Source organism: Aquimarina litoralis (assembly GCF_019295435.1).
GTDB classification, from domain to species: Bacteria; Bacteroidota; Bacteroidia; order Flavobacteriales; family Flavobacteriaceae; genus Aquimarina; species Aquimarina litoralis_A.
This window is the reverse complement of the sequence record NZ_WEKL01000091.1, coordinates 1-4,748: the sequence shown is the minus strand read 5'-3', so window position 1 is coordinate 4,748 and position 4,748 is coordinate 1. Positions and strand designations below refer to the sequence as shown.

Sequence of the window (4,748 nt, the reverse complement as noted above, 5' to 3'; positions counted from 1 at the left end):
CCAATTAGAAGATATGAATCTTGGCTATTAAATGTTGATGTTGGTAAAGAAGAATAGTGATATCTACCATTTACATAGACTCCAAATCTTAAGACGGAGCTACCTGTGTTTGAACGATGTAATTCTAAAGCAAATCCTGCTGCGTCTGCTTTTTGAACTATTGCCTGTGTCTCATTAGGTGAAAGACTAAGGTCATCAAAATCCACTACTGCTGTCACCAAAAATCCACCGTTGGTACTATTGTCATTATCCCAAGTTCTAACCGATTGCTGTCTTGAAGCATTGAATTGTAAGGATTTTCCAAAAAGGCTCTTTCCGGCTGATGACAATTCTAAGGTAGGTGCATTTGCAGAAAAAAGATTAAACCATTTAGTGTTCCTTCTATCATAAACCTGATAACTATTACCTTGAAATGATTGTAAAGCAACATTTGTGTAAGCCAATTGAGAACTCTCCTGAATGACTGTTCTTGATAATGCAATATTGGATGGTTTATTTCTATATCCTCCTTCAATAGTTATAGCGTCCAAATCATTACGCATTGCTGCTACATATACTTCAGAAAAGTTAGTAAGTGTGAATAAATTTGTTGCCAAACCTAGACTTTTAGCATACATAATTTTGGACATAATATTTGGACTTCGGTAATTAAATTCAACCATTTTACGGCCTTTTTGATATTGATTTCTTATAGCGTTATGCCATTGTTGATCACTCGAAGAACTTCCTTCTCCAAATAATCTACTCAGAAATATGTAATCTTTTAGTGGATGATTATTGATGTAGTTTTTGACATAATCGAGATTACCATCATCAAATGATCTTATTACCACAGGTCGGCTTCTGGAAATGTATTGATATTGATCCAAAAGTGTTACTAATTTCTGACCAATACTGGAGGGATTTGAGTTACTTTTTATTTCAATAAATAACAATTGATCTCCAGCTTTTAATTGGTGATCAGCTAATACTTGAGATAGCGGTAGGGTACCAGAATCTTGTCTATCATGGTTTATATATAAGGTATTATCACGTTGATATACATCTAGTTCAATGAGATCTGCTCCGGCTTGCTGTGCTTTATGAATAATATCAAGAGTAGGAGCTAATCTTGCACTATTCTCAGGGCTGTAGCAATTATGACAGGAAACGGCTAGTTTATTACCGGTTGGGGATACTGGAAATGACCTAGCACTGCCGTTCCAGATGCCACTATAGGCTTGTTTATACAAATCTATTTCTATATCATTTTCCTTTATGGATTCTATTGTTAGATCATCAGTAGTACATTGAACAAAGAATAATCCAATGATTGTATAGTATATTACTTTTTTCATTTTATCTTGAAATTATATGTTTGGTTGCCATTTTTTTGAATTTATTATAGCAAAGAATTATCTGGAATTTTTAACTATTTTTTCTATTATTTGTTTACCATCCTCATCCATGAATTCTATCAAATACAATCCATCTGCGTAGGAATCAATCTTAATAGTTAATTCATTTGAAATAGATTGCTGAGAAGCTATTTTGACACCTGAAATGTTATAAACATTCACAGTTCCTGATGTAGGCAGTTGTAAAGTAACTTTATCTTTTGCAGGGTTTGGAAAAACAGAGAATGATATTTCTTCTTTTGTTTTATTTGGTTCGCCAGATTGTTTAGATAATGGAATTTCTATTACTTTAATATTATTTGTTTGATCTGCTTCTGTAATAGAGTTATCAGCATTAATTTCAATGATTAGATAATCTTTAAAACTAGTGATGTTTCGAAGTGGTGGTGGATTATTAGTTTTGCTGGTTGATGGGCATAAGAATAAGTTTCCATAATATGGATTAGATGGTATGAATTGTGTAAACACCTGAAGATCTTTTTTTCGATCTAAAACAGTATCGTCCGAGAGATAATACTTATAAAAATTTTGTTGTTCTTGAATACTTCCAAACTGGACCCTGCTATGCCCTTGTCCGATATTCTCCACATCAAAATCCAAATCAATAGCGTCTGTAAATACATTTGAAATCCCTATATTTCCTATAACTAGATCAGCTAATTGATTTTCAGTAAAGCTAATAGGAATGAGTGCTTGATTATTTAGTTTACTTATCTCATTATTGTTATTATTCAGAGTGATAGATAAATATTGAAGTCTTTCGAAAATATTTAAATTCTGTAAATCATTATTACAGAAGTCTAATGAATAATTTAAAACTATAGTTTGATTTTTTACCAAAGTTCCTACACTATCAGATAATAGTTCATATTCATTATATTCATTACTTAATGGATTAAAAATACTTCTTAACTTAATGTTTAAATTAGAATCAGAAACTGTTTTGTCACCTCTATTTGTTATTCTAATACTTATGGTAAGCCCATCTGTTATATCTATAGTATTAGGAATAGTAGATAGTACTTCGACCTTTAAGTCTGGTAATAAATAATCTGTATCTGGATTAAAATCCCTAGCTAGTTGTACTGCTGCTGCTGCATTCACCCTTCCATGTCCTGTGTCATTGGTTCCCATTGGGATGGTAGTACTTTGTAAAATATGACGGACCTGATAATTCTTTAAGTTCGGATTTGCTGCCCAAATGAGGGAGGCAATTCCAGATGCAAAAGGAGTAGCCAACGAAGTACCAAAACCGTCAAATAAGTAGTCTCCATCAAAATCAGACAGATATTGATCTATGCCCTGATCTTGTAAAGTGGAAAACCCTTGATCATTGCCAACGACATCTATGGTAGGTAATAATACTCCAGGAGCCATAATATCCAATCCTTCTCCATAATTACTACCCCAAATAGTTCCTAGGTCTCTTCTAGTGTCATTATCGCAAGAGAGTGGGTTTTGACTTTTTCTCGTATTGCATGGTGATAATGCCCCAACGCCTACAACATCTTCAAATCGTGCCGGATAATCTGTAGTTGGTCTATTATCGTTGCCTGTTGCGGCCAATACTAAGGCTCCATTTTCTATTGCATATATAACAGCTTCGCGTTGTATGTTGAAATCTTCGGTACCGATAGGATGCGCCCCTAAACTCATCGAAATGATATTCGCTTTCTTTTGCGGGTTTATAGGATAATCTACAGCATATTTTATGGCTTCAGCTATTTTTTGAGTAGTATTAGCAGTACCAGCTGTAATTTTTAGTGGCATAATGTTGCAAAATTCATCAATACCAGCTATTCCTCTTCCATTAAAAGGGATGGCAGCTAAGAGACCTGTTACATGTGTACCATGTCCTATTTCATCTCGAGTATCTGTAGTTCCATTATCAAAGTTTCTCCCTATAAGAACTCTGCTGTAATCGAGATCTGGATGATTTGGATCCAGACCACTATCAATAATGGCTACTGTAATTAAATCTGATCCTCTTGTTGTTTGCCATGCTTCAAAAATATTGGCATCTATATTAAAAGTACCTATCGATTCTCTTGCATTAATATCCCTAATTCCTAGATCATATTTTTTTGCATTTCTGGTGTTTTCATGCCCCCATTGCCATATGTAGAACTCATCGTTAGGTTTTGGTTCTTCAAATCCTTCGGTAAAGATTATTTCACAATCATTATTGATCAAGACTCTAAGATCTGAACCAGCTTTAGCTACAAAATTATCGGATAAAACAATTTCATCTTTTGCTAGATATGTTCCTACACCACTTTTTTCTATGGTGTTAGAAGCAGTAATCGAGTTTATAGCTTTTGATAAGTTTACCTCTCCTTTAGCAATAATTTCGGTGATAACACGGTTAGATACACACTCATTACTTTGCGCAAGTAATATTGAGATGTTTGATAACAACAGTATAGTCAGGACAAAATTCACAGGATTAATTTTTTCTTTCATCTTTAGAAATTTACTGTTATATTATTTATTGAAAAGTAGTTTGGTCAGTTTACTGTTCTCCTTTTTTAATCGTTTCACCTCTTTATTAATTTCTATTACATACAATGTTAACTCCTCTATTTTTTCTAACAGATTGGCATTTATTTCAGAAACATTATATCCTTCTTTTTCTACTTTTTTTGCGGATTTGATTCCAGGAAGGTGTCCTAGTCTTTTTATTTCTCGTTCTAATTTTTCTAAAGTAGGTAGTTTGTAATCTTCTTTAAAGACATAATCTGGCCAACTAGCATAACTTCTTATTCTTAGTTCTTCTGCAATTACTTTCCCATTAACTGCAAAAGCATGACCAGCCGGAATATTTTTTGTATTGATACCAATTTGTCCTGTTTTGAAGTCACCATATAATAATGGGGTGGTATGGGAAATTTCATAGGTGTTTTGGATATATAATTTATTACTACCAGTTTCATGATAACCTGACTTATATCCAATAAATATGTTTCCATTTCCGGATGTGTTTTGATATCCTGCTTCCTTTCCTAATGAAACATTTGCATTTCCTGTAGTATTTGTATATCCTGCTCCTTGACCATTAAATAAGTTATTTTGACCAACTGTGTTATTTTTTCCAGCATTCATACCAACAAAGGTATTAGCGCCGCCAGTCGTATTTTTAAAACCACTATAATCACCTATAAAAATATTGAACGAACCGGAGTTATTTGAATATCCCGATCTGTTTCCTATAAAAACATTATGACCTCCATTGGTATTACTATATCCAGAATAAACACCATAGAATGTATTATAATTAGCTACATTATTATAACCAGAATAAAAACCAGTAAATGTATTACCTGATCCAGTATTGTTAAATCCAGATGAAGG

The 4,748-nt window shown here is 33.2% G+C and carries 2 protein-coding genes and 1 pseudogene; all 3 read right to left on the bottom strand.

Annotation, left to right across the window (positions count from 1 at the left end; genetic code table 11):
- Nucleotides 1-1,337: glycerophosphodiester phosphodiesterase (locus GBO31_RS23215; RefSeq protein WP_219011009.1), on the bottom strand; the 1,337-nt coding region annotated here is incomplete at its 3' end.
- 57 nt (nt 1,338-1,394) lie between these two features.
- A complete protein-coding gene (locus GBO31_RS23210; RefSeq protein WP_219011008.1) occupies nt 1,395-3,860 on the bottom strand; it encodes a S8 family serine peptidase in 2,466 nt (821 codons plus the stop codon).
- Between the two features lie 21 nt (nt 3,861-3,881).
- Nucleotides 3,882-4,748, bottom strand: a pseudogene (locus tag GBO31_RS23205) (hypothetical protein); the annotation flags it as partial.

Bases quoted from the DNA above. Each gene is read 5' to 3' on its own strand.
- GBO31_RS23210 (WP_219011008.1), bottom strand. From the start codon at position 3,860: ATGAAAGAAAAAATTAATCCTGTGAATTTTGTCCTGACTATACTGTTG.